Below are 24754 nucleotides of genomic sequence, written 5' to 3'. Positions count from 1 at the left end.
ACTTGATGGGGTATGTTAATTAAGGCAACGCCATCTTGATCATTAATGACATGATCAAATGTAGGTCAAATATTACTTTTGTGCGTCGAGCAACGCTAAGTTGAAATATCATAATGTGACAAATCCACGTTCACCTAAACTAAAACCCTCTTCTTAAACTCCCGTTAATTTACAGCTTCAATCTGTTTCGATAATGGAAAAGGGGAGTAATAGAATACCGACTCTCTTTTCATTTGAATCTCACGAGCGAACCAAGAGGAAGTGATCGGTTTGTTTGTTCAACTCTTGCACCAATACAAACCGATGATGTTAAGCGATAGTGCAACACATTGTGAATGTTGTATTTAACTGGTTGATAATTAAGGTATAAAGCATTGGCATACATGTTGCTAAGTTACCTTTATGTAAATTGTATACAATAAAAAATACATTAAGGAAGTCACATGGAACATAACAGTGAATTGATTTACGGATTGGATGACCGACCATCAGCCAAAGCAGCCAGTTACGCAGCGCTGCAACATGTTTTAGCAAGCTTTGTTGGCATTATCACACCCACGCTCATTATTGGCGGTGTCTTAGGGTTGGGGGAGCACATCCCTTATTTGATCAGCATGGCACTGATGGTGTCTGGCGTAGGTACGTTCATACAAGCTAAAAAAATAGGGCCTGTTGGCGCTGGAATGATTTGTGTCCAAGGGACCAGCTTTGCATTCTTAGGGTCTGTTCTTGGGGCGGGCTTTCTAGTAAAAGCGAACGGAGGTGGCCCAGATGAAATGCTTGCAACCATCTTTGGGGTTTGTTTCTTTGGTGCGTTTGTCGAAATCCTGCTATCGCGCTTTATCGAAAAACTCAAAGTGGTTATCACTCCTGTTGTCACCGGAATCGTTATTACGACGATTGGTGTCTCTTTGATTAAAGTTGGCGTCACTGATATTGCTGGTGGCGTTGGCGCAGAAGATTTTGGCTCTGGAAGCAACTTGATGTTAGGTGCGATTGTTCTCGGAACCATAGTGGCGCTTAATCTTAGCAATAACACCATGGTTAGGCTTTCATCAATTTTAGTCGGGTTGGTTGTCGGGTGGGGCGTGGCCATTTTGATGGGCAAAGCGTCAATGATTCCTTTTGCGTCTCAACCGCTATTGAGTATTCCAATCCCATTTAAATATGGCTTTGCTTTTGATTGGCAAGCGTTTCTGCCTATTGCTTTTATTTACCTGATTACCGTTATTGAAACGACGGGCGACCTTACCGCCAACAGCATGTTTTCAGGGCAGCCAGTTAAGGGGCCAAAATACATCAATCGACTCAAGGCTGGAGTATTAGGTGACGGCGTGAACTCGTTGATCGCCGCGGTATTCAACACCTTTCCGAACACGACTTTTAGCCAGAACAATGGTGTGATTCATTTTACGGGGATAGCGAGTCGCTACATCGGCTATTTTATCGCTGCGATTCTTTTTCTATTGGGGTTATTCCCCATCTTAGGTGCGGTACTAATGACGATTCCAAAGCCAGTATTAGGGGGAGCGACACTGGTGATGTTTGGTACGGTTGCAGCGGCGGGCATTAAGATTATCGCTAGTGAAAAGCTAGATCGCCGCAGAATTATGACGATTGCTATCTCACTAGGTTTAGGGCTTGGGGTAATGCTAGTACCGGATTTATTGAAAGAAGCACCTAAGTTAGTGCAAAGCATATTTGGCTCGCCAGTGACGATGTCGGGTATTGCCGCACTTGTGATTACAGGGCTGATGTCTCTGGTTCCAGAAAACAAAACCAAGCCGATGACGAACTCGGTACAAACCAGTAAAGCGTAACTGATTTAATAGAGCTGATGTTGAGAAGCTTAATCAGAGCCACATGACTTGATATGTGGCTTTGTTTATTCACTTGTTGGTGTGAATCACATAGTCACTTAAGCTGTTTTAAGGTTGTTATTAATCACGTTTATTTGAAACATCAAAACCTTGTATCATTAAAAGTATGACATTAGTCACCCATGAGGAGGCGTCAATTATATATGGTGGCGTCATACCTTAAACCCTATGTGAACATACCGATGAAAAGACATATATTATCAAGCGCAATCCTACTCTCCCTCACTTCTCCACTCTTTGCTGCTGATGGCGACATTCATGATGTCACTATACTTGGAACTTCAGATATCCACGGCCATTTTATGGCTTGGGATTACGCGTCAGATAAACTCAACACTCGTGGCAGCTTAAGCCAAATAGCGACTAAAGTGGGGGATATCCGCAAAGAGCAATCGAATATTATCCTCGTAGACGCTGGCGATACCATCCAAGGTAACTTCGTAGAAACATTCAAAGATGAGCCTGTTGATCCAATGATGCTTGGCTTTAACCACATGAAATATGATGTGTGGGTTTTAGGTAACCATGAGTTCGATTTTGGCCTCAAAACGCTCAACAGAGCCGTTACTCAATTTAAAGGTCAGTCTTTAGGCGGTAACATCAAGCACAAAAGTGGGAACCCATTCCTACCCGGTTACACCATTCTAGAACGCGGTGGAGTTAAGATCGGTGTGATAGGTATGGATACCCCAATGACAGAAGTCTTTGCACAAGGTACCAACCGTTTAGAGGGCGTCACTTTCACTAATCCAACATTGGAAGTGAAGAAAATAATTAAAGAAATTGATGACAAGGTAGATGCCATCGTATTGGTTGCCCATATGGGTATTGAAAACGAGAATGACATTGCCAATACAGGTGTTACCGACATTGCCAATGCAAACCCAGAGCTTGATGCTATCGTTGCTGGTCACATGCACACTCGTATCGATAAGGCCGTTGTGAATGGTGTTATTATTACGGAACCTGACAAATATGGCCGAGCTCTATCTCGTATCGATCTTCAATTTGAAGAGCGCGATGGCAAGTTTACTCTCGTCAATAAAGACAGCTTCACCTACAAGATTAAAGGCGTAGATTCTGATGAGGATATGGACGCACTGTATCAGCCATATCACAAACAACTCCGAGAAATGGCGAATCGACCTGTTGCTGAGCTAACTGGCGTTGATTTAGTCCCTGAAAATGAAATCCGCGGCATACCTCAAGTTCACATTCAAGATACCGGTATTAGTGCGTTGTACCAAGAAGCGAGCTTTTTCTATGCACCCAAAGCCAATGTTATCGCACTCCAAATTGATAATGACAATGCAGAGCTGGATGTTGGCCCAATCAAAGCGAAAGACATCGCTTACAACTACCAATATGCAGGTGGCGAAATCACTGTCTACGACATGACAGGCAAAGAGCTCAAAACCTACATGGAATGGTCTGCTGGTTACTTCAATTCCGTACAACCCGGTGATGTCACCTACAGCTTTAATCCAATTCGTAGAGCATCTAAATACTCGACTAATGATTTCTTTGCGGGCGTCACTTACACAATTGACCTAACTCAGCCTGCAGGTGAACGTATCACCAAACTTGAATTTGCTGACGGTACTCCTGTTACCGATAAAACAGAAATTCGAATTGGGATGAATAGCTATCGAATGGGCCACCTCACTAAAAAAGGTGGCGTTCTAGAAGGCGAATCATTCCCTGTGTTATTTGATACAGAAGAAGCGTATGGAGAGGAAGCGGGTACAATCCGTAACATGACCATCAAATACCTAACAGAAGAAAGGAATGGCCAATATGAAGGCAAGCCTCAGCAACGTTGGACTCTTTCTGGTTTAGATAGTTGTTACAGCGAACAACGCGATATCGTAAAGTCATTGATTAATGATGAAACCATATCAATCCCAACAAGCGCTGATGGTCGTTACACTAATATTGCTTCTATCAATGTACAAGGCCTGATGTTCGAAACCGACGAAGCCAAACAAGCAGCCATAACCACACGTGAAAACAAACTGGCGCAAGCTACAGAGCAAGAAGGTAAACAGATCAAACGTGAAATCACGCTCATTAAAGCTCTGAATTAACGTCCAATCGATACCATTCACACTAATAACTAATAACGACTTAGCGACGCTTGGAGCGTGGTTAAGTCGTTAAATTCGTAGTTTAGTCTTTAAATAGCAGTATCTTGTGTGTTCACATTAGAGCTACTTACCACTTGAATTGATGGCCGAAATACACGAGCTAAACAGCTTGTCCGAAATGCTCCGCAAGAAAATCCAAAAATACTCGAACCTTGCTTGGCACTAGCTGGCGATTTTGATAAATCGCGTATGTGCTGGTTTCATAGTTACACGGGCTAAAAGTAAACTCGGGAAGTAATTGCACCAATTTCCCTGTATTAAGTTCTTGTTCAATCGCCCATTGTGGGAGCAGAGCAATACCACCATCGTTCAGTATCAATTGCTTTTGCCCGTTCACAGAATCGACTTCCATGTAATAAGAGATACCAATTTTTTGCGGTTTACTATCCAATACAAACCAATCGTGCCAACCCTTATAGCCATAAACCAAGCAGTCGTGTTTTGCCAAATCTTCAACGTGTTGAGGAACCTTGTTTCGTCTTAAATAGTCAGGGCTGGCGCAAAGCGCAAAGTTGTTTTGGACGAGCTTCTTAGCGATCAAATTAGAATCAGGCAATCGGCCACTGCGGATAGCGATATCCACATTTTCCTCGATTAAATCGACCACTCTTTCTGTTATTTCAATTTCAACGTTTACCTCAGGAAAAGCAGCCCGAAAGATAGGAAGAAGGGGCAAGATTTTGCTCTCCCCAAACGCGACGGTCGTGCTTATCTTGAGGCTTCCTCTTGGCGAGTGGTGCAATGCGCTGACGGCTCGTTTCGCTTGATCAAATTCGCCTGTAATGCGCTTGGAATATTGATAGAACAATTGACCTGCTTCAGTGACTCCCACGTTGCGCGTCGAACGCTCTAACAGCCGTACATTGAGTTCTTCTTCCAGTGCAGAGAGCTGCCTTGAAATAGAAGAAGGCTGAATATCAAATATCCGACTGGCTTTGGAGATACTGCCCTGTTCAACCACGCAGTTGAAATAGGCAAGACGATTGAAAAGGCTCATGTGCATTACTCATTAAACGATGGTTTCGATTCTTCCAAAGCGGAGCTTTCTGATGAGTCCAGTTCATGCCCGAAGTGAAAGTGATATTGATGTCTTTGCTGTTCTTTAATTATAGATTAATTGCTTTTAAAGCAAAACTGAATTGCCTTTCGGCAGATTCAAACCTCTGGTTGTTGTCTCTATGATTCCCCACATCATCACTAACAACGAGCAATAACCATGAATACAATTAGAACAGCCACTATTGCAGCCTGCTTTTCGGTAACAGCCCAACACCTGATTGAAAAGCTCATTACGAGCGGAACCCGAGTCGTGGCCTGTGGGCGCATCGGCGATGAAGCAAGAGCAAAAATCCTAGAAGAAAAATACTCGGGTCATCTAACCGTGTTACTGGGAGATCTTACTGATGAAAAGCAAAGCCAAGAACTTGCTGCCAAGGCATCTGAAATCTTAGGCCATATAGATGCTCACTTTCATTGTTCTGGCATCTATACCTGGAGCTATTGGACTGACGTGGAAGTGAGTAAAATGTCTGACTTGTGGAATGCGAACTTTATGACGGCGTTTGTCTTCGGAAGAGAAATATTCAAATTAATGGAGTCGCAGGGAGGTGGTTCACTGATGTTTGTTTCTGCCCGTGATACCGCGCGGAATATACCCGCAGGATTTGGCCCTTACATGGCGTCTAAAATGGCATTAAACGCGTTGGTAGAGAGCCTAGCGGCAGAGGGATCTTCATCCAATGTTCAAGTGAATGCGGTATTGCCGACCATTGTTGATACTGAAGTGAATCGACAAGCACTTCCTGAGGCTGACCACTCTACATGGGTAGATCCAGCCGATTTGGCAGAGTTAATGATTGAGCTGACTCAACCGAGTAAAACCTATCTAAGTGGCTCGCTAATAACCGTCAACAACAAGATGCATTAACAGTAGATTAATAGATTAGTAGATTAATAGTAATAGGTTTGGATGGCGTTGTGCTATCTGCAACAAATTAGAAAGCTGAAACAGCTTCTAAAAAGGATTGGTAGAGATACCAATCCTTTTTTGCATTTTTTGGGGGAGAGGAGGACGGCACTTCATTCGAAGTGGGACACAAATGATCTTGTCTTCGATTGCTGTTTGAGTTGGGGTTATCTGCACTGTGTGGTCAATAAGTAACAAAATTTAAGGCGTTGTTAAAGCTGACGTTTTGACGATAAAACCTTTCAGGAATATGACGGAAGAAATCATCGTTCATGAAAACATTGGTAAATCATACCGAATGGCAGCCTTGACTGAGTAGCGACTATACTCAGAAACATACGGCTGAACCAACAATAACGAAAACAGAGAAACATGCAGAGATTAGCGCAACCAAATTACATGAAAAAATTACATATTATCTTTACCGCTCTTATTCTTATGATATTAGCCGGATGCACCTCAACGTCGGCTGTCGGCGGGTCAAAAACAAAGGATTACGCCAAGTCACATGCTCTTGTTGGTAAAGCTTCTTGGTATGGCGATAAATTCCATGGAAGGCTAACAGCAAGTGGTGAGACGTATAATATGAATGCGAATACTGCGGCTCATAAAACCTTGCCATTCGGCACTATCGTGAGAGTGACCAATACAAACAATAATAAGTCTGTCGATGTGAAAATTAACGATCGAGGCCCTTATGTAAAAGGCCGCGTTATCGATCTTTCGCACAAGGCGTTTGCAAGAATCGGCAATGTTAAGCAAGGCACCGTACCTGTCAAAATCGAGATTGTTGATGACAGCAATACCTTTAGGTACAAACACTAATTGTCTCTAAACCTGTATTGGTTTGTGAAACTCAAAGGATTGGTAGAGATACCGATCCTTTTTTGTTTTTTTGGGCAAACCTAACGAGATCCAAATTACATTTCGTTACTTACTGAAGTAAATCTGAAACATCGCTGACATGGTTTTGAAATTTTTAATAGCTAGCTTATTGGGTTCTAAAACGAATCCAGAAAAGGAAATACCCGTGAAGCTAACACCTGTCGTTGCTGCCGTAATTATGTCTTTCAGTTCAGCAAGTTTTGCTTTCAGCTTGCAGCAATCTGCCAACGAAAACAGTGAAGATCTCGTATGGACGGGGCACCTTAGCCCAGACAGCGACACGGTAATGTCTGCGATGCTCGCGGCTCATATTTATGGTGGTACGGCGACAGTGCCTGAGCCTATCAACCCTGAATCGACGTTTATCTTGAACTACTGTAATGCAGAATCGCCACGAGTAGAGACAGATTACTCTCCATATAGAGTAGGGCTGGTGGACTTCAACCAAGTGACTCAACTAGCGCCAACCATCGACCAAGCATCTATTGTTGCTGTGGTCGATCACCATGCGATTGGTGGCTCACCGATTAATACGCCACAAATTGTTGAGATGGATATTCGAGGCTGGGGGTCGGCTGCAACTATTCTGGCTGACAACGCTGAAAAGCTTGATGTGACTTTACCTAAGCACCTTGCTTGTGTCGGCTTAGGCGCGATTCTTTCTGATACCGTGGTGTTCCAATCATCAACCACCACTGAACACGATCGTGAATACGCAGAGAAACTGGCAAAGGTTGCAGGCATTTCAGACATCGAAGACTTCGGTCAACAGATGTTGATTGCTAAATCAGACCTTAGCCACCTTTCATCTGAAACCATCCTGACACTGGACTACAAGAACTTTAAGTACGGTGGCAAACAAGTGAGCATCGGCGTTGCTGAAACACTAACCGCTCAACAACTGATTGACCGTAAAGATGAGCTTTTGGCAGCGATGAAGTCTTATAAAGAAGAGAACGGCTTAGATCATCTGTTCTTCTCAATCACAGACACGAAGAACAAAGAAGCGAATCTACTGTGGGTGGATGAAAGCGACTATCAAGTCATTAAATCGGCTTTCAACGCTGAACCAACAAGCGATATGCTGACCCTAGAAGGTGTCACTTCTCGCAAGCGTCAGATTGGCCCAGCGGTTCAAAAGGCAATTGAAAGCTTGTAGAGAGTAAGAGCCGTTATTTTATAAATAAATTCTGAAAGGGATTGGTAGAGATACCAATCCCTTTTTTGTTTGGGTGTCTAAATGGGATTTGGACAGAAATGAGTATCGGAGAACCAAGTATTAGCAAATCACGAATTAGCATAAGTATGGAAAGTCACTAAGCTCACTGTCCAGTATTGATGGTGCACATCAATGTTATTACCAGCCCCAAAGCTGGACAGTAAAAGATTGAGTGAAAAAGGCGCATTGTCTTGGTTACCTAAAAAGATATTGTGGCCTTTTCTGTCTAGTGGTTTATTGCTGTGTGCGGCGGTGGCGTTGTTACAATACAGCTTTTCACCGTTAATCTATTCCGTTACTCATTGGTCAACAGAACAACTAAGTGATGCGATTGGGATCTTGTTAACCATTAGTGCCGCGTGTACTTTTATGGCTCAGATTTTGGTTATTAAGAAGGGTAAGCTAACGCCTGCAGTAATGTATCGTTGGGGGGCGTTTGGCTTAGTCGCTGGTTTTCTGATGTTTTTGATACCTAACATTTGGGTGTTTGGCGGCGCGATGGTATTTGCAGCTATTGGTGCGGCATTACTTGTTCCCGCCTACACTTTATTAGCCACTGAAAAGCAATCTGATTCACCTGGCGCAGCTGCAGGATACATTTCGATGTCACACACACTTGGTTATGGGGTGGCATCGTTGCTTGCGTTTACTTCAACTTTGCACCCGCTATATCCTATTTATCTGTGTATTCTGTTTTCTATCTTGATTCTAGCCACGGCCTATTTTGTAAAAAACAACGAAAATACAGATACAGTTGAATCAATCTGATTTGCACTATCGGCTACCAACAGGTTATTGCGTATCTTCGTATACAATCTCCCCCCGCAATACTGTCATCAGAATTTGAGTTTTAGCGATTTGTCTTGCTGATAAAGTCGTTATGTCTCGTTCGAGAATGGCAAAATCCGCTGACTTTCCGACCTCAATAGAACCGGTAATGTCCTCAATGCCAAGGCTCTTAGCTACATTGAGCGTGTAAGCATCTATTGCAGTGTAGATATCGGTTAGGCCTGTTTTGCCCATGATTAAGCTGTTCGCGATGCCGACCAATGGGTTGATGTCGTGTACGTTCCAGTCACTGCTCAAGGTGATATTGGCGTCCGTTTTGAGTATCGCATCGAGGTTCATCATGGCTTTAGCACGGCGAGCACCAAGGAAAGCTTCGGCCCACTGGTGTTGGTGTTTGGCTACGTAATCGGAACCGACTTGGAAATCCGCCGAGACATTGAGTTGTTTGAAGCGGGGAACATCTTCATCATTGATTAATTCGACATGGGTTAGGGTGTAGGGTTTTTTCGAGCCTTGTTTTCGGATACTTTCGATTGCATCAAGGGATTCACGAACGGCGCCATCACCAATAGCATGAATGTGAGCGCTAAAGCCGATTTTATCGAGCGCGGTGAGCCACTCTTTCATCTGTGCTGGTGGAATATAGTTTAGGCCATTGGGAGACTGTGGCAGATAGGTATCTAAATAGGGCGCGAGTGTTTTTGCTGTACCGTTAATGAAGATGCCATCGCTGTACATTTTTACCTGATCGACAAGCAGCAAGCGGCTTTTGTCATCGGAATACATCTTCTCAAAGACTTCTAATTGAGAGGGAATCGCCATTGATGGGTAAACCCAAGGGCGCAATGACACGCGAGCAGTCAAATCTTGGTTTTGCTCGGCTTCTAGCCAAACGTCATACCAGCCTCGTTTCCAATACATTCGGCCGTCACCTATGGTGGTAATGCCGTGCGCTGCGGCTTCTTCAAGCCCGAACATTAAGCCTTGGTAGCTCTGTTCAAAGAGCTCGCTTTGACTGTTCCACCCCATCTCCATGATTTGGTCACCAGCGTTATCTAGTAAGATGCCGTTAAGTTTTCCAGTGCTTGAGTCTTTTAAATACGCGCCGCCTTGGGGATCTGGCGATTGCTGGCTGATTCGTGCGATTTTCAGTGCTTTCGAGTTGACCCACATCGAGTGGGAGGTTTGTTCCATGATCACCACTGGGCGGTCTGGAAAAACACTGTCGATGATCTCAAGTGGCGTGTATTCCGAATCGCTGTCGAGTGTCGATTCCAGAGAAAAACCATAACCCATTAACCAGCCTCGACCATCGGTCTCGGCATTGATTTTACACGCTTCTAAGTAAGGAATTTGTTCTTCGAGTGTGGCTTCAGAATCGAGTTCGCAATTACCACCTAGCTCTGAGGCGGCTTCAAAAACATGGTTGTGATTATCAATGAAACCGGGTAAGACAAAGCGTTGTTGAAGGTCGATGATATTGGTATCGGTATTCGCGTATTCCAACGCACTTTGTTTCTGACCAATAAAGATTATTTTCCCGTTCTTGATAGCGATACTATCGGATTCGTAATGACTATAAATAATGGCGTTTGTAAAAATCTGATCGCTCGACGTTTCGGCCATAACCAACGAACCAACCATTGATGTCCCTAAATAAAGGGCGCCTACCAGTACAGAAAACGGCAGTGATTTTTTCAATAAATGTTTAATCATAGTCATTCACGTTGATTATCTTATTTTCAATTATAGGGAACAGATGAATAGTCTGTGATGCGTTCTGATATTTATAAATTAATTGAGGCTTTTTTGTAACGTAAATGTTAGATAAGTCACTGATTCGACGAATAAGTAGAGATCTATTTCTTAGTGGAAACGTATAGAGTATTAGAAAGACATAAAACGTGAGTTGAGGTTAGGATGAAAAGGTTTTTATTATTACTGAGCGTAATCTTATTGGGTGGATGTGTTGGTGTGCCAGACACAGTAAAACCAGTCAAAGAGTTTGAGTTAGATAGATACTTAGGAACTTGGTACGAAGTGGCTCGTTTGGATCATTCATTTGAACGTGGGTTGAATAACATCAGTGCCGATTACAGCCTCCGTGAAGATGGCGGTGTAAAAGTGATTAACCGTGGTTATTCAGCTGAGAAGGGTGAATGGAACGAAGCGGAAGGCAAAGCTTATTTTGTAGAGGGCAGCGACCAAGGTTACCTGAAAGTGTCATTTTTCGGTCCATTCTATGGTGCGTATGTGGTGTTTGAATTAGATAAAGAGGGCTATCAATACGCGTTTGTTTCTGGCCCTGATACTGACTACCTATGGTTACTTTCTCGAACACCAGAGGTTGCTCCAGAAGTGATGGAGAAGTTCAAAGCGATGTCGAAAGAGCGCGGCTTTAATACCGATGAGCTAATTTTTGTTGAGCACAACGATCAACAATAGCGAATGAAACGTTTTTGACGATGACAAGAAAGGGACAGTGAATAAACTCATCTGTCCCTTTTTTTGTTCTGATTTTTTATATTAGCTAGCCTTGTCTACTAACTTGCAAAACGCTGAGAATTGAAAGCGAGATAAAGAAGGCGGGGTCACTCCAACCAAAGCCAACAAAGATACCAGTGACAGCCGCATACAGTGTGATGATAGCCCCCAACATATTGGTGATAACCAGTCCTTGGATGAGCTTTTTGGCGCTAATTCCCGCTTCAATATCTCGCAACAACCAAGTTATGGCTGCGATACCACCAAGAAAGATACTGGTGTGTTGAGATAGAAAGTAAGCGTACTTATCATTAATTTCCACGCCGTACATGGGCCACATCACCGTTGGTAGAAAAAACAGTGCGATGGCAAACCCTGCGTAAATGATGCCGTGTAGGCTTAAAAACGTTTTATTGTTCATGTTGTATCTCTCTATCTCGTGCCTTTTGCTGTTTCTATTTTCATTTCAATCGCTTTGTTTTCATTCAGCGAACGAACGACTTAACTAGTCGTTGATTGGGCCTTTATTAATGGTCGTTAATGGCTGATTAACATCAAAAATCACACCACGTACTTCGGCTACACCCATATTTTTTAAGCGAGCGGCATGCATCGCTAGGTAAGTCTCAGCACTCAGCTGGTCTTCAAAAAGATAGACACCACCGCCCAGTTTTTCGGCTTGGTTTTCTGTCCAGATTTTCCAGATCATGCCAGGTTCGTTGTTAATAGACTTTGCTAGGTCAACGAGTGCGTTCGACATTTCTTCACCAAATGGGCCGTTAAATTCAAAATCAACTTGTAGTAGTTTCATGGTTATTTCTCCAAACTGTTGTTTAGTGTGACGTTAGGAATAAGCTAAAAACTAAAAACTAAAAACTAAAAACTAAAAACTAAAAACTAAAAACTATACGCCAAACATCAGAGGCTTGATTGCCTGTTGAGCTAGATATTGCTTGCTGAAATAGATATTACCTGTAAAAAATAAACAGAAAAGTTCATAATATCGCCATTAACTGTCAGGATTTTAGACCGATGAGATTAAAGACCACCCTAGACCAATGGCAAACACTCTATGAAATAGACCGTGCTGGCAGTATTCAGGCGGCGGCACTGCAATTAAATAAGAGCCACACCACGCTGATTTATGCGTTGAGAAAGTTGGAAGATCAACTGGGTGTGTCTTTGGTTCAGGTCGAAGGTCGTAGGGCGGTGTTATCGGAAGACGGTAAAGCGTTACTTCGCAGGGCGAGCAGCATGCTGGAACAAGCTCGGGAACTAGAGCTGATCAGTGAGCAGCTAGCAAAGGGTATGGAGTCTGAAATTGTGGTGGCGGTTGATCATTTGTGTTGTCTTGAGCGCCTTTATAAACCTATGGCTGCGTTTATGGCAGAGAACAACACCACATCAATACAAGTGATTGAAACTTCATTGTCTAAGACCACGGAAATGGTCACTCAAGAATTGGCTGATGTTGCCATTATCAACTTACCGATCACCAATTATCCTGCTGAAGCCTTTGGCTTTACAAAGATGGAGCCTGTGGTAGTGAGTTCACATCCGTTAGCTAAGGCGACATCGATATCGCTCAATCAGTTATCGTCGTTGCCACAAATTGTTGTCAGAGATTTAGGTGCTCAAGTTAGTCAAGGCAGTAAAAAACTAGGAAACAAAAAAGATGTGGGTTGGCTGAAGTCGAGCCAGCGTATTACGGTGGATAATTTCGACCATGCCTTTAGTGCGGTAGAACAGGGTGTGGGGTATTGCAGGCTACCCAAGCATCTTGTCGATAGCCGAGGAAGTGAGAAACTCACTGTGTTGAATGTAGAAAATGGCAGTGGTTATCAAGTCCCGCTTCATCTCACTTTGCCAAAAGGGGCAAAGACAGGCCCTGCTGCAAAACGGTTCTACGAATTACTGCTAGAGTCAGCACCTCCCTTGCCTTTATCTTCCTGATAAAGTTTGAACGCAAGCTCTGGCTCTCACTGAAATTGGGAACTTGAACTAGCTAGGTTGGTTACCGTTCAAGAAAAGCGCGACACATTCACGAGTGTAGTGCAGCCTCTCTTCATCAGATTCGCCGCTATCATGCCCGAAAAATGCCCAATACGCCGATTTACCATGGAACATAAGCAGTAATTGTTGCGCTGCCATGGTTGGTGAACTTGAGGTCGAAAGTGTTAAATCACCAGAATCTATCTTGGTCTGCAAATAATCAGCGAGTAACTTGGTGGTCTTCTGTGGCCCAGTTTCTAAATAAATAGAGGCAATCTCTGGGTGTGTGTTGGCTTGGCTGACTGCGTTTTGAAAGGTTTGCCTAGATTGATCATCAAGTAATAAGTCTTGAAACTTCACGCCAAATTTCACCAATTCATCACCCACTGCAGCATTCATATCAAACGCAGCAGGGCTAAGTTCGCGTTCTGCACACCTAGTTTGCATGCAGGTTTCGAAAAGTTCGTCTTTGTTTTTAAAGTGAGAGTAGACCGTTTGCTTAGAAACGTTTGCCGCTTTCGCTATCTGATCCATGTTGATCTTGAAGCCATATTCAGAAAAAAGTTGGCTAGCTGCGGTTAAGATCTGCGATCTCTTCTGTTCACTCTTGATGATTTTTGTCACGTGCTTGCTTCTCGTTACTTGGTGTTGGGTCGTTACCTAGTGTTGTCTCGTTACTTAGTTCTGTCTCGTTGCGTTTGTATCTTTAAATATTTGTCTGAGTGTTTCTCGATACAGGCTAAGCATTATGCTTTTTGTGATGGTTTTATCAATCATTAACGATGAAACTTATTTTTAACACAATCAAACTAGACAGTCTAGTTTGATTTGGTTAGTCTAAAAAAAGAACATAATTGAGTACCGCATAGGAACAGTACGTATGTATAAATTGATGAAGGGAAGCGCAGTAGCAGTGGCGTTGTCGGCTTTTCTTGTTGGATGTGGTGAAAAGGAACAAGCCCAAGAGTCGGATGATTCAACCGCTAAAACGACTTCGAGCGTCCAAACCATTTTAACCGTGGAAACGATGGCTTTGGCGCTGTCTTCTTCTTATGCAGTACAACGCGAATATGTCGGTGTCGTTAAGGCGGGACAGCAGGCTAATTTAGGTTTTGAATTGGCAGGTAAAGTGCGAGAAATCTTAGTTGATGTCGGTGACACAGTAACCGAAGGTCAACCGCTAATCAGATTAGATATCCAACTGTTGCAGACCGAAGCTAGCCAACTGAAAGCGCAAGCCGACGAAGTGGAAGCTCAATTGAGCTTGGTGGCGGCAAACTTGAAACGCCAACGTTCATTAAAAGCCAAAGGTTTCAGTGCGGAAGCTGAAATTGACTCGCTGACCAGTGAGCAACGTGTGTTGCAAGCAAACTTGTTACGCATTGATGCGTCTGTGAAAGGTAATGACCTAAAACAGGTTAAATCTACGGTTCGTGCCCCATACTCTGGCACTATCGCGACACGTTTTGTCTCACTAGGAGATGTGGTGAATGTGGGCAACCCAACACTGACACTGCTTGCCTCTGAAGGTAAAGAAGCGTTCATTGGTATTCCTGCACATCAAATGCAAAAAGTGACTTCACTTTCCTCACCAAGTATTCGAGTCGGGCGTAGTGAATACGCGGTGAACTTGCTGAATCCTGGGGCGATGGTTGATACTCGGTCTCGCAGTGTCGGTTTACGTTACCTTTTTCCTGATCAAGCTTCAGTATTAGAAGGGCAGCTTGCTTATCTTAAGTTTGATGAGCAAATTGATGACCAAGGTTATTGGGTTCCATTAACCGGTTTGATTGATGGTCTGCGCGGTGTGTGGAACATCTTTGTGGTTGGTGAAGATAATAAGGTGGAACGCCGAAGTGTTCAGGTGCTGTTTGCCAACAATCAGCAAGCTTATGTGAGCGGTGCGATTACCGAAGGCGAGCAGGTGATAGCCAGTGGCTTACACCGTTTGGTTCCGGGTCAAACTGTTAATCCAGCAAGCGTTTCTGCTGAATAGGAAATAGTATGAAAATCATAGAGACTATTTCCAACACTCGACTACTTATTTTAATGACCGCGCTGCTCATGGTGAGTGGTATTTCTGCGTTCATGACGCTGCCGCGTGCAGAAGATCCAGTCATCATCAACCGTTACGCGAACATTACTACGAGCTTCCCTGGCGCCAGTGCCGAACGTGTTGAAACTCTGGTCACGGAGGTTATAGAAAACAAGCTGCGTGAGTTAAGTGAAGTTAAGTTAGTGAGCTCGACTTCAAGACCGGGCGTGTCTATTGTCACGCTCGAATTGAATGACACCATCACCGAGCCAGAACCCGTCTGGTCTCAAGCTCGTGACAAGCTATCTGACATCGAATCCATTTTGCCAGCGGGCTCTCATTCTCCCGATCTCGACAGCGACCACACCTATGCCTTTACCACGATTACCGCGCTGACTTGGTCTGGTGCAGGTGAGCCGGATCGACTGACGCTTGGCCGTTATGCCAAAGAGTTAGCCAAACGGTTGAGAACCTTATCGGGTACTGAATTCGTTGACGAATACGGGATGCCACAGGAAGAGATTCAAATCAGTTTACGCACCGCAGACGCTGCTGCCCTTGGGCGTTCAAGTGCCAATATTGCAGAGTCTCTTGAAGGAGCGGATGCCAAGAACTCTGCCGGTGAATTAGTCAGTGCGTATTCTCGCTTTGGCTTAGAAATTAAATCTGAACTCGATTCTATTGAGCGCATTAAGCAAGTGCCAATAGCCACTGATAGCAAAGGTCACATCATCCGTATGGAAGACATTGCTTCTGTGAAACGTGGTGAGAAAACCCCACAAGACCAGATTGCCATTATTGATGGTGAGCCGGGTGTGATTGTCGCGGCAAGAATGCATCCTGATTTACGAGTCGATAACTGGACGTCGCGAGCCAACGCGCTCATCAGTCGATTTGAGCAAGAGCTGCCGAGCAATATTCAGGTCAACGTGCTTTTCAATCAGCAAGGCTATACCGAAACACGCTTGGACGATTTGGGCAAAAGTTTGATGATCGGTTTCGTGCTGATCTTGATTGTGTTGTTTGTCACTTTAGGCGTGCGTGCCGCGATCTTAGTGGCGATTTCTCTGCCGTTAACCTCATTACTGACCTTGTCGATCATGAAAATGACCGGTGTGCCGATTAACCAAATGTCTGTAACTGGCTTGATTGTGGCATTAGGCATCATGGTCGATAACGCGGTGGTGATGGTTGATACCATTCAAGCTTACCGATTGAAAGGGCAACAGCGAGCAGAAGCAACCATGAACGCGTTGAAGCATTTATGGGTACCGTTGTTAGGTTCCACTTTGACTACCGTTTTGGCGTTTGCACCAATCATTTTGATGCCGGGCGCATCGGGTGAATTCGTTGGCGGTATTGCGATTACGGTGTCTTTCTCGTTGATCGGCTCTTACATAATCTCGCACACCTTAATCGCAGGCTTAGCGACCAAGCTACTGCCGGAACAGCTCAGTGATGTCGACAAGAAGGGGCAGCACCATTGGTACATGACGGGCTTAAGAATTCCTGCACTAACACGTTGGTTCTCGTCTTCTGTTCGCTTTGGTGTCACGCATCCAATCATCACTATTGCTTTGGTGTTATTGGTACCGTTTACCGGTTACTGGAGTATGTCCCAATTAACGGAGCAATTCTTCCCGCCATCAGACCGAGACATGTTTGAGATTCAGGTTTACATGCCGCCGCAAGCGAGTGTTTATGCTACGAAGAATACCTCTGAAAAAATAGACGATATCATTCATCGCTACCCAGAAGTGGAACGCATTGATTGGCTAGTAGGAGCGAACTTCCCATCGTTCTATTACAATCTACAAGCAAGGCAAAATAACGCGCCGTACTTCTCACAAGCGATGGTCAAAACAGAGAACTTTGATCAAGCCAATGCTTTAATTCCTGAGCTCCAGAAAGTGTTAGACGAAGAAGTGCCGCAAGCTCAAATTTTGGTGAGAAAGCTTAACCAAGGCCCTCCGTTTACTGCGCCTGTTGAGTTGCGCGTTTATGGTGAAAACCTCGATACCTTAAAAGCGATTGGTGAAGATGTACGCTTGATTCTTGCAGGTGTTCCTCATGTGACTCATACCCGAGAAACATTGCAACCGGGTACGCCGAAGGTGTGGTTGAAGGTCGATGAAGACACCGCAAAACTTAACGGTATTTCGCTCAATCAGTTTGCTGGCATGTTGCAAACCACGTTAACTGGTCGTGAAAGTGGTTCGGTAATTGAGGGCAGTGAATCGGTGCCGATTCGTGTTCGTGTCGCGGATGAGGCTCGTGAGGATCTTTCGCACCTGAGTAATATTCGTTTGCCGATCAGTTCAGATGTCTACTCAACCGGTATCAATGTGTCTACCTTAGCCGAGCTTGAACTGACGACGAGTCGTGGTGCGATTACTCGTCGTAACGGGCAGCGTGTGAATACCATCGAGGGTTACATTGAAGCGGGTGTTTTACCTCAAACCGTGCTTAACGAATTCCAAAAACGCTTAGAAAGCTATGAAATTCCGTCTGGTTACACGGTTGGTTTTGGTGGCGAATCCGCTGAACGAGACAATTCAGTCAACAGTCTCATCTCAAATGTCGCAGTCGTGGTGGTATTGATGGTGTTAGTGGTGGTGATGTCGTTCAATTCGTTCCGAATGAGTAGCATCATCTTCATGGTAGCAGGGCTGGCTGGTGGCCTAGGGTTGCTGTCGGTGTGGATCTTCGGTTACCCATTTGGTTTTACGGTGATCATCGCCATGCTTGGGATTGCGGGCTTAGCGATTAACGCCGCCATCGTAATTCTGACGGAATTGAAACTCGATGAACAAGCTTCATCAGGCAATGTGGATGCGGTGGTAGAGGCGGTGATGTCGTGTACTCGACACATCAGTTCAACAACGATTACTACGGTTGGGGGCTTTATGCCGTTGATCATCGCGGGCGGTGGTTTTTGGCCTCCGTTTGCGGTCGCGATTGTGGGCGGTACCGTGTTAACCACGCTTATCTCGTTCTATTTTGTGCCTGTGGTTTATCACTTGATGACTCGAAATCAGCGAAAAACCATCGCTAATCAAGCCGTGTAAGTTATCTTTAACTCGCCATAATCGAGCTGTGTTTAGCTTGATTATGGCGTTGTTTTCTCTTTGAATTCACCTCAAACTCTCCATTTTTCTTATCTTTTTACGCTTATAAGACTATCGACTCACCACAATATTGCATCGGCTAACACTCAGATATCTCACTGATGAATGATTGGTGATGTTAAATAATCTTACGGGTGAATACCATGTAAATGGTATGTGAATTCATAATTTAGATTCCGATCACACTTCTCTTTATTCGCTCTTTCTAATGTACCCCGGATTTTCCGTGTATCTTGTTCTTGGATTAGCGTTTGTCGACCTCTTGTAAATCCCTTACCAGCACTGGTTTTATCCGTGTGGTACGCCAATGTCGTGTGTCTGAATTGCATTCTTTTTCTGATCTTTCGCCTTCATAAATGAAAGGTTAGTTTCCAAGTTTGTTTGGTGAGCTTTCAATTTTAACTCCTCATAATGCGCCAAATGTAACAATGTGTTTCAAAGTGTAACAATTAAGTCATGTTTTCTGTGTGGTTTTAACCTTGTGGCTATGTTTTAGCTTAGCAGCAATGCTGTTTTGACTCGCTGCAATCTTGTTTTGACTGCGCGTGACCAGACTAAATTGGACTTCCCTTTGAGGTACGGTGTTTCACATGCTCAACACATAAATATTCTAATGACCATGACAACCAGTACTCGGGCGTTCGTTCTGAGGCTGGATAACCATCGAGAAAGTTAATGGAAGCTTCAAGATATAAACGCATTTTATCGAGAGCAAATCTGTCGAGGATTGGTTTGGTGGGAACCGTCCTGATGCTCGAAGGATGTAACTCCGCATTGCTCGACCCAAAAGGTAGCGTTGGCGTTCAGGAAAAAGAGCTGATTATCACGGCTCTGTTACTGATGTTGATTGTCGTCATTCCCGTGATTCTGATGACCATCTATTTTGCTTATAGATACCGCGAAAGCAACACCACAGAAGAGTATGCACCTGACTGGGCGCACTCAACCAAGATTGAAATAGTGGTATGGACGATTCCAATCATCATTATCGCGATTCTGGCCACCATCACTTGGCGTTCAACACACGAACTAGAGCCTTCAAAGCCTCTGGTGAGTGACGTTAAGCCTATGGTGATCGAAGTGGTCTCTCTGGACTGGAAGTGGCTGTTCATCTATCCGGAGCAAAACATTGCGACGGTTAACTATGTTGCGTTCCCGAAAGATGTACCGGTGACGTTTAAGCTGACTTCAGACAACATCATGAACGCGTTCTTTATCCCGCGCCTTGGTTCGCAGATCTACGCGATGCCGGGAATGGTGACCAAGTTGAATTTGATTGCAAACCACGAAGGCGACTTCAAAGGTTTTGCATCGAACTACAGTGGTAAAGGGTTCTCTCAAATGAAATTCACTGCGTCAGCGATGCCTGATCAAGTAGCGTTTCTAAATTGGGTAGAGAAAGTGAAAGCTAGCCCAGACCGTATTGAAGATTGGGAGCAGTTCCGTTCATTGGCTGCGCCAAGTGTGGCTGAACCTGTGACTTTTTTCTCCAGTATCCCACCATTTTTATTCACTGATGTCGTGACCCAGCACCCTGGTTCAATGAACTGTCTGCCGGAAACCCAAGGATAATCGTCATGTTTGGAAGATTAACTCTAGACTCAATTCCCTACCACGAACCCATTATTTTGATTACCTTAACCATGATCGCTTTAGTGGGTAGTTTAGTGGTGTATGCGGTAACAAAAGCCGGTAAGTGGCAATACCTATGGAATGAATGGTTTACGTCTGTAGACCACAAAAAAACTAGGCTTCATGTACATTGCGGTCGCGATGGTGATGTTAGTTCGTGGCTTTGCTGATGCGGTCATGATGCGCAGTCAGCAATTGCTTTCTGCAGCCGGTGAGACAGGCTATTTACCGCCACATCACTACGACCAAATCTTCACGGCTCACGGCGTGATCATGATTTTCTTCGTAGCGATGCCTCTGGTTATTGGTTTGATGAACATCATCGTACCGCTGCAAATAGGTGCTCGTGATGTTGCATTCCCTTACCTAAATAACTTGAGCTTCTGGCTGTTTGTGGTGGGTATCATCCTAACCAACATGTCACTGGGGTTAGGTGAATTTGGCCGTACGGGTTGGTTGGCGTATCCGCCGCTGTCTGGCATTGAGGCCAGCCCAGGAGTTGGGGTCGATTATTGGATATGGGCACTGCAAATATCCGGTGTGGGTACCACGTTAACGGGTGTGAACTTCTTCGCGACTATTTTGCGCATGCGTACTCCGTCTATGCCAATGATGAAGATGCCAGTATTCACGTGGGCGTCTCTGTGTGCCAACATCCTGATCATCATCTCTTTCCCAATCCTAACGGTCACTATCGCGCTACTGACGTTGGATAGATACATCGGCACGCATTTCTTCACCAATGACCTTGGTGGCAACGTGATGATGTATGTGAATCTGATTTGGGCATGGGGACACCCTGAGGTGTACATCCTGATCTTGCCTATCTTCGGTGTGTTTTCCGAAGTGACTGCAACCTTCTCACGCAAAAAACTGTTTGGTTATACCTCGTTGGTATGGGCGACGATTGCTATCACTATTTTGGCGTTTGTGGTTTGGCTGCATCACTTCTTCACCATGGGTTCTGGCGCCAATGTGAATGCCTTCTTCGGCATCGCGACCATGATTATCTCTATCCCTACCGGGGTTAAGATCTTCAACTGGCTATTCACCATGTACAAAGGACGCATCCGTTTTACCACACCAATGATGTGGACGGTCGGTTTCCTAATCACCTTTACCGTGGGTGGTATGACGGGCGTATTGATGGCAGTACCGGGGGCAGATTTCATTCTGCATAACTCAGTATTCCTGATTGCTCACTTCCACAACGTAATCATCGGTGGTGTTGTCTTCGGTTGTTTTGCTGCGATTGGTTATTGGTTCCCGAAAGCAACCGGCTTCACTTTGAACGAGCTTTGGGGCAAACGCGCATTCTACTGCTGGATCATCGGTTTCTTGATGGCGTTCTTGCCGCTTTACGCTCTGGGCTTTATGGGGATGACGCGTCGCTTGAGCCAAGACATCAACCCTGAGTTCTTCCCTCTACTGGCGGTTGCGGCTGCAGGTACAGGCGTAATTGCGATGGGTGTGGTGTGTCAGTTCGTTCAGATTTACGTGAGTGTTCGTGACCGCGACCAAAACCGAGATCTAACCGGTGACCCATGGGGTGGACGTACATTCGAATGGGCGACATCGTCACCACCACCGTTCTACAACTTTGCAAAATTGCCTAAGGGCGATGAGATTGATTCGTTCTGGTATCAAAAGCAAAGTGGTGAATTTGACCCCACTCAGGAAGAAGAATACGAACGTATTCACATGCCGAAAAACACACCAACAGGCATTTATGTGTCTGCATGGGCGTTGGCATTTGGCTTCGCGATGATCTGGTACATCTGGTGGCTAGCAGCAGCAAGCTTGGTGGGCATCGTGGTGACGTGTATTCAACACAGCTACAACGACGATGTGGATTACTACGTGGAAGTTGAAGAGATCAAAGTGATTGAAGCGGCTCGACGTGCACAGCTTGAAGAAGCAAAGAAACAGTCAGTGAAAGGCGACCATTCTGGTCGTGGTAACAGTGCTGACGGTGACAGTGATAACAACGACAATAAAGATGACTTGGAGACGACGTATGCAAGCTAATACTCCGTCACACACTTATGATCTTGCACACTCGCATGATCATCACCACGAAGCGGCGGGCAACAAGTTGTTTGGCTTCTGGGTTTACTTGATGAGTGACTGTGTCCTGTTTGCCACGCTTTTCGCGACTTATGCCGTGCTTGAGAGTGGATCAATTGCAGGGCCGACAGGTAAAGACATCTTTGAACTGCCGTTCGTGTTTGTCGAAACCATGATGCTGCTGTTCAGTAGTATCACATTCGGTTTTAGCATGATTGCGATGAAGCGCAAAGACGTGACCGGACTGAAGCGCTGGATCAAAGTGACTTTCGTATTGGGCTTAGCCTTTATCTGTATGGAAGTGTATGAGTTCCATCATTTGATTGCTGAAGGATATGGCCCTCAAGAAAGTGCATTCCTTTCTGCGTTCTTTACCTTGGTTGGCACACACGGTTTGCACGTAACGTTTGGTCTGATTTGGATGGCAGTGGCTTATCACCAGCTTTCAACTAAAGGTTTGAACGACAACATGTCGATGCGCTTCCAGTGCTTGAGCTTGTTTTGGCACTTCCTTGATATCGTTTGGATTTGTGTATTTACCATCGTGTACTTAATGGGGGTGATGTAATGGAACAGCATCTAGACAGTGGTGCAACGGACTATGTGAAAGGCTTTATTGCGTCACTGATTCTCACCATTATTCCGTTCTACATCGTGTGGGCGCATGTGTTACCAAGCACAGAAACTTACGTGATCTTGTTCGGCTGCGCGCTGGTGCAAATCTTTGTGCACTTTAAGTACTTCTTGCACATGGAAGCGAAATCTTCCGATGGGCGTTGGAACTTGGTGTCATTGATGTTTACCGCCATTGTTGTATTGATTCTTATCGCTGGCTCGGTATGGATCATCTACAACATGAACGTCAACATGAAGTTGTAGGCCAAGGTATGCTGAAAAAATATTTGTCTATTACCAAACCGGGCATCATTTTCGGCAACCTGATTTCTGTTGCGGCGGGGTTCTTCCTCGCCGCAAAAACAGAACCAGCCAGTGCGATGTTGTTACTGACGACATTAGCGGGTGTAGGGCTTGTGATTGCATCAGGTTGCGTGGTGAACAACATCTTTGACAGAGACATCGACCAGAAGATGAAGCGCACACAAAACCGAGAATTGGTTCAGGGCAACATCAATATAGACGTCGCGTTCGTCTATGCTTTGGTTTTACTGCTAGCAGGCACAGCGCTGCTGTTTCAGTTCGCTAATCCGATCTCTGCGGTCATGGTGTTGCTTGGCTATGTGTTTTACGTCTTTTTCTACACCATGTGGTACAAGCGTACATCGGTTTACGGCACTTTAGTCGGCAGTATTTCTGGCGCGGTTCCGCCGTTAGTGGGTTACTTGGCGGTGACTAATTACATCAGCCTTGAAGCGGTTTTGTTGTTTGCGATGTTCTGTTTATGGCAAATGCCACATTCGTATGCGATCGCGATGTTTCGTATTCAAGACTATCGCGATGCGGGTATTCCCGTGTTACCGGTGAAAGAAGGCGTCGACAAAGCACATCAGCACATGAAAGCGTATGTGGTGGCGTTTGGCGCTGTTGCACTGGCGTTGTTCTTACTCGGAGAAGCGGGTTATGAATACCTAGCGGTGTCGGCGGCAGTTTGCTTTATGTGGACTAAAGTGACATTCCGTAAGGTCGATTGCCTTAACTACATTCAGTGGTCAAAGACAGTGTTTAAAGTGTCTTTGCTGGTAGTGATGAGCATCAGTGGTGTGCTTGGTTTAGAGCTGATTCCTTTGCCTGCAATTTTTTGATTTAAGTTTGTCGTTGAACCTTCAATGTTTGAAGTCCGAGGGTTTGACGACTTTTTATTGTTTGTTTTTGTCGTCTGTCTTATTTTTCTTTGTTGCTCCCCTTTTAACTATTCAGCCTTGAATTACTTAGGTTTTCGCTATTACCCTTCAAAAATATCATTGAACCAAGCTTCTAATTGCTCGCGTTTATCTTGCGGTCCGTTGATGACGATTAAACGTTGTAAGCTTGCTTGATCCCAAGAAATGGTTCCTGTTGCTAGCGCATCGAACACGTCTAACTCTGTGATCAGAAGTAAATCTTCCTCGGTTGGCAATGTATCTCTTCCTGAAACTTTGACACCTTTAGCAAAGTTGATTTCGCTGTAGTGGCCTTTAATCGCTTCAAATAGGTTGAACTCAATCTTGTTTGGATGCTCTTTGCCAAGTGCTGCTTGGATTGCAAAAAGGCGGAAATGGTCAGGCTTATTTAAATTGCCAAATTCGTCATCTTGTCGTGCATTAATGATGTTGCCAAATACTTCGAGTGAGCCCGGTTCGGTGATCAAGCTAAGCCCAGTATCCTGATGTAGGCCGCAGGCAAAAACCAGAGATGAACTAAGTGAAAGTAGCAGAGCGAAACGTTTTAGCATCTAGAAACCTTAAATTGAACGAGTAAATTTCCCATCACGTCATCATTAAAGTTGATGTGAGCAGATGAGATTAAAAAATACACAATAAGCAATAAGCAATAAGCAATAAGGAAAAGGGACCACGAGGGTCCCTATATTTAT

The 24754-nt window shown here is 44.6% G+C and carries 19 protein-coding genes and 2 pseudogenes; 15 read left to right on the top strand and 6 right to left on the bottom strand.

The features are described from left to right. Positions 1-443: 443 nt before the first annotated feature. Complete coding sequence (locus OCV36_RS10835) at positions 444-1820, top strand: uracil-xanthine permease family protein (protein WP_135456692.1); 1377 nt, start codon at positions 444-446, stop codon at positions 1818-1820. Between the two features lie 242 nt (positions 1821-2062). After that, positions 2063-3967 (top strand): bifunctional metallophosphatase/5'-nucleotidase, encoded by a 1905-nt coding sequence (locus OCV36_RS10830; RefSeq protein WP_135456690.1) that lies wholly within the window; start codon positions 2063-2065, stop codon positions 3965-3967. 160 nt (positions 3968-4127) lie between these two features. Here the strand turns inward: OCV36_RS10830 and OCV36_RS10825 are convergent, their stop codons facing one another. Further along, positions 4128-5024, bottom strand: a complete 897-nt coding sequence (locus tag OCV36_RS10825; RefSeq protein ID WP_135456688.1) for a LysR family transcriptional regulator — start codon at positions 5022-5024, stop codon at positions 4128-4130. Positions 5025-5243: 219 nt separating this feature from the next. On the opposite strand from OCV36_RS10825, the gene OCV36_RS10820 reads away from it, so the two are divergent. The 4 genes and pseudogenes from OCV36_RS10820 to OCV36_RS10805 form a co-directional block, all read left to right on the top strand. Next, on the top strand, positions 5244-5954 hold the full coding sequence (locus OCV36_RS10820; protein ID WP_135456686.1) for an SDR family oxidoreductase: 711 nt from the start codon (positions 5244-5246) through the stop codon (positions 5952-5954). Positions 5955-6365: 411 nt separating this feature from the next. Next, entirely contained in the window at positions 6366-6818 is a 453-nt protein-coding gene (locus OCV36_RS10815; RefSeq protein WP_135456684.1) for a septal ring lytic transglycosylase RlpA family protein, read from the top strand. A gap of 205 nt (positions 6819-7023) precedes the next feature. Beyond that, positions 7024-8037 (top strand): manganese-dependent inorganic pyrophosphatase, encoded by a 1014-nt coding sequence (locus tag OCV36_RS10810; RefSeq protein ID WP_135456682.1) that lies wholly within the window; start codon positions 7024-7026, stop codon positions 8035-8037. Between the two features lie 189 nt (positions 8038-8226). Next, positions 8227-8865, top strand: a pseudogene (locus OCV36_RS10805) (MFS transporter); the annotation flags it as partial. A 24-nt stretch (positions 8866-8889) separates the two neighbouring features. On the opposite strand, the gene OCV36_RS10800 reads toward OCV36_RS10805, so the two are convergent. Continuing rightward, positions 8890-10530: an amidohydrolase gene (locus OCV36_RS10800; protein WP_245300923.1), complete on the bottom strand. Its 1641-nt coding sequence runs from the start codon at positions 10528-10530 to the stop codon at positions 8890-8892. 276 nt (positions 10531-10806) lie between these two features. Between OCV36_RS10800 and OCV36_RS10795 the strand changes: the two genes are divergently transcribed. After that, entirely contained in the window at positions 10807-11331 is a 525-nt protein-coding gene (locus OCV36_RS10795) for a lipocalin family protein (protein WP_135456678.1), read from the top strand. An 85-nt stretch (positions 11332-11416) separates the two neighbouring features. On the opposite strand, the gene OCV36_RS10790 is transcribed toward OCV36_RS10795, so the two are convergent. Both OCV36_RS10790 and OCV36_RS10785 read right to left on the bottom strand, forming a co-directional pair. After that, on the bottom strand, positions 11417-11791 hold the full coding sequence (locus OCV36_RS10790; protein WP_135456676.1) for a hypothetical protein: 375 nt from the start codon (positions 11789-11791) through the stop codon (positions 11417-11419). A gap of 84 nt (positions 11792-11875) precedes the next feature. Then, positions 11876-12181 carry a monooxygenase gene (locus OCV36_RS10785; protein ID WP_135456674.1) on the bottom strand — a complete coding sequence of 102 codons (306 nt, stop codon included), beginning with the start codon at positions 12179-12181 and terminating at the stop codon, positions 11876-11878. 221 nt (positions 12182-12402) lie between these two features. Between OCV36_RS10785 and OCV36_RS10780 the strand changes: the two genes are divergently transcribed. Beyond that, positions 12403-13323: a LysR family transcriptional regulator gene (locus tag OCV36_RS10780; protein WP_135456672.1), complete on the top strand. Its 921-nt coding sequence runs from the start codon at positions 12403-12405 to the stop codon at positions 13321-13323. A gap of 48 nt (positions 13324-13371) precedes the next feature. Here the strand turns inward: OCV36_RS10780 and OCV36_RS10775 are convergent, their stop codons facing one another. Continuing rightward, complete coding sequence (locus OCV36_RS10775) at positions 13372-13986, bottom strand: TetR/AcrR family transcriptional regulator (RefSeq protein ID WP_135456670.1); 615 nt, start codon at positions 13984-13986, stop codon at positions 13372-13374. A gap of 256 nt (positions 13987-14242) precedes the next feature. Here OCV36_RS10775 and OCV36_RS10770 point away from each other — a divergent pair, with 256 nt between their 5' ends. The 7 genes and pseudogenes from OCV36_RS10770 to cyoE all read left to right on the top strand — a co-directional run bounded on the left by OCV36_RS10770 (position 14243) and on the right by cyoE (position 23984). Then, on the top strand, positions 14243-15358 hold the full coding sequence (locus tag OCV36_RS10770; protein WP_135456668.1) for an efflux RND transporter periplasmic adaptor subunit: 1116 nt from the start codon (positions 14243-14245) through the stop codon (positions 15356-15358). A gap of 8 nt (positions 15359-15366) precedes the next feature. Next, on the top strand, positions 15367-18465 hold the full coding sequence (locus tag OCV36_RS10765; protein ID WP_135456667.1) for an efflux RND transporter permease subunit: 3099 nt from the start codon (positions 15367-15369) through the stop codon (positions 18463-18465). A 735-nt stretch (positions 18466-19200) separates the two neighbouring features. Next, a complete protein-coding gene (gene cyoA / locus OCV36_RS10760; protein WP_135456665.1) occupies positions 19201-20097 on the top strand; it encodes a ubiquinol oxidase subunit II in 897 nt (298 codons plus the stop codon). 5 nt (positions 20098-20102) lie between these two features. Continuing rightward, positions 20103-22185: pseudogene (gene cyoB, locus OCV36_RS10755) on the top strand (cytochrome o ubiquinol oxidase subunit I). Further along, entirely contained in the window at positions 22175-22792 is a 618-nt protein-coding gene (gene cyoC / locus OCV36_RS10750) for a cytochrome o ubiquinol oxidase subunit III (protein WP_245300922.1), read from the top strand. The pseudogene cyoB and the gene cyoC overlap by 11 nt, the downstream one beginning before the upstream one ends. Beyond that, entirely contained in the window at positions 22792-23103 is a 312-nt protein-coding gene (cyoD, locus tag OCV36_RS10745; protein WP_004736302.1) for a cytochrome o ubiquinol oxidase subunit IV, read from the top strand. Before cyoC ends, cyoD begins: the two co-directional genes overlap by 1 nt. Beyond that, positions 23064-23984, top strand: a complete 921-nt coding sequence (cyoE, locus tag OCV36_RS10740) for a heme o synthase (protein WP_135456663.1) — start codon at positions 23064-23066, stop codon at positions 23982-23984. The genes cyoD and cyoE overlap by 40 nt, the downstream gene beginning before the upstream one ends. 140 nt (positions 23985-24124) lie before the next feature. On the opposite strand, the gene OCV36_RS10735 is transcribed toward cyoE, so the two are convergent. Next, positions 24125-24613 carry a hypothetical protein gene (locus tag OCV36_RS10735; protein ID WP_017073894.1) on the bottom strand — a complete coding sequence of 163 codons (489 nt, stop codon included), beginning with the start codon at positions 24611-24613 and terminating at the stop codon, positions 24125-24127. Between the last annotated feature and the right edge of the window lie 141 nt (positions 24614-24754).

This window comes from Vibrio echinoideorum (assembly GCF_024347455.1).
In the GTDB taxonomy this organism is placed as follows: domain Bacteria; phylum Pseudomonadota; class Gammaproteobacteria; order Enterobacterales; family Vibrionaceae; genus Vibrio; species Vibrio echinoideorum.
Note: the sequence above shows the minus strand (reverse complement) of the source record. Positions and strands in the feature narration are given on the sequence as shown.

What these genes read in the sequence shown, in the direction of transcription:
- OCV36_RS10835 (WP_135456692.1), top strand. Translation starts at nt 444, where the DNA reads ATGGAACATAACAGTGAATTGATTTACGGATTGGATGACCGACCATCA.
- OCV36_RS10830 (WP_135456690.1), top strand. Translation starts at nt 2,063, where the DNA reads ATGAAAAGACATATATTATCAAGCGCAATCCTACTCTCCCTCACTTCT.
- OCV36_RS10825 (WP_135456688.1), bottom strand. Translation starts at nt 5,024, where the DNA reads ATGAGCCTTTTCAATCGTCTTGCCTATTTCAACTGCGTGGTTGAACAG.
- OCV36_RS10820 (WP_135456686.1), top strand. Translation starts at nt 5,244, where the DNA reads ATGAATACAATTAGAACAGCCACTATTGCAGCCTGCTTTTCGGTAACA.
- OCV36_RS10815 (WP_135456684.1), top strand. Translation starts at nt 6,366, where the DNA reads ATGCAGAGATTAGCGCAACCAAATTACATGAAAAAATTACATATTATC.
- OCV36_RS10800 (WP_245300923.1), bottom strand. Translation starts at nt 10,530, where the DNA reads ATGGTTGGTTCGTTGGTTATGGCCGAAACGTCGAGCGATCAGATTTTT.
- OCV36_RS10795 (WP_135456678.1), top strand. Translation starts at nt 10,807, where the DNA reads ATGAAAAGGTTTTTATTATTACTGAGCGTAATCTTATTGGGTGGATGT.
- OCV36_RS10790 (WP_135456676.1), bottom strand. Translation starts at nt 11,791, where the DNA reads ATGAACAATAAAACGTTTTTAAGCCTACACGGCATCATTTACGCAGGG.
- OCV36_RS10785 (WP_135456674.1), bottom strand. Translation starts at nt 12,181, where the DNA reads ATGAAACTACTACAAGTTGATTTTGAATTTAACGGCCCATTTGGTGAA.
- OCV36_RS10780 (WP_135456672.1), top strand. Translation starts at nt 12,403, where the DNA reads ATGAGATTAAAGACCACCCTAGACCAATGGCAAACACTCTATGAAATA.
- OCV36_RS10770 (WP_135456668.1), top strand. Translation starts at nt 14,243, where the DNA reads ATGTATAAATTGATGAAGGGAAGCGCAGTAGCAGTGGCGTTGTCGGCT.
- OCV36_RS10765 (WP_135456667.1), top strand. Translation starts at nt 15,367, where the DNA reads ATGAAAATCATAGAGACTATTTCCAACACTCGACTACTTATTTTAATG.
- cyoA (WP_135456665.1), top strand. Translation starts at nt 19,201, where the DNA reads ATGGAAGCTTCAAGATATAAACGCATTTTATCGAGAGCAAATCTGTCG.
- cyoC (WP_245300922.1), top strand. Translation starts at nt 22,175, where the DNA reads ATGCAAGCTAATACTCCGTCACACACTTATGATCTTGCACACTCGCAT.
- cyoD (WP_004736302.1), top strand. Translation starts at nt 22,792, where the DNA reads ATGGAACAGCATCTAGACAGTGGTGCAACGGACTATGTGAAAGGCTTT.
- cyoE (WP_135456663.1), top strand. Translation starts at nt 23,064, where the DNA reads ATGGATCATCTACAACATGAACGTCAACATGAAGTTGTAGGCCAAGGT.
- OCV36_RS10735 (WP_017073894.1), bottom strand. Translation starts at nt 24,613, where the DNA reads ATGCTAAAACGTTTCGCTCTGCTACTTTCACTTAGTTCATCTCTGGTT.